We start from the raw sequence: 330 nt of genomic DNA, 5'->3' as shown, positions 1-330 counted from the left end.
GAGCGCCGCGGCGGTGCTGTTGCCGAGGTTGTTGGTGGTGGTCGTGACGGTGCTCAGGCCGGTGGACAGCGAGCTGACGCTGGTCGAAGTCGAGGTCGACAGCGAGGCGACGGTGCTGTTGGTCGTGCTCAAACCGGTGGACAGCGAACCGATCGAGCTGGTGGCCGTGCTCAGGCCGGTAGATGCCGAGGTCGACAGCGAGGTGAGGTTGCTGTTGGTGGTCGAGAGGCCGGTGGACAGCGAACCGATGCCGGTCGAGGTCGAGGTGGACAGCGAAGCGATCGAGCTGTTGGCGGTCGAGAGTCCGGTCGAAGCGGAAGTCGACAGCGA

General features: G+C 65.8%; 1 protein-coding gene. It reads left to right on the top strand.

Annotated elements, in window-relative coordinates:
- A partial coding sequence (locus RZR99_RS33205; RefSeq protein WP_323123876.1) for a hypothetical protein occupies positions 1-330 on the top strand: 330 nt, incomplete at both ends.

The sequence above is a fragment of the Burkholderia alba genome, assembly GCF_034721475.1.
Lineage (GTDB): Bacteria > Pseudomonadota > Gammaproteobacteria > Burkholderiales > Burkholderiaceae > Burkholderia > Burkholderia alba.
Note: the sequence above shows the minus strand (reverse complement) of the source record. Positions and strands in the feature narration are given on the sequence as shown.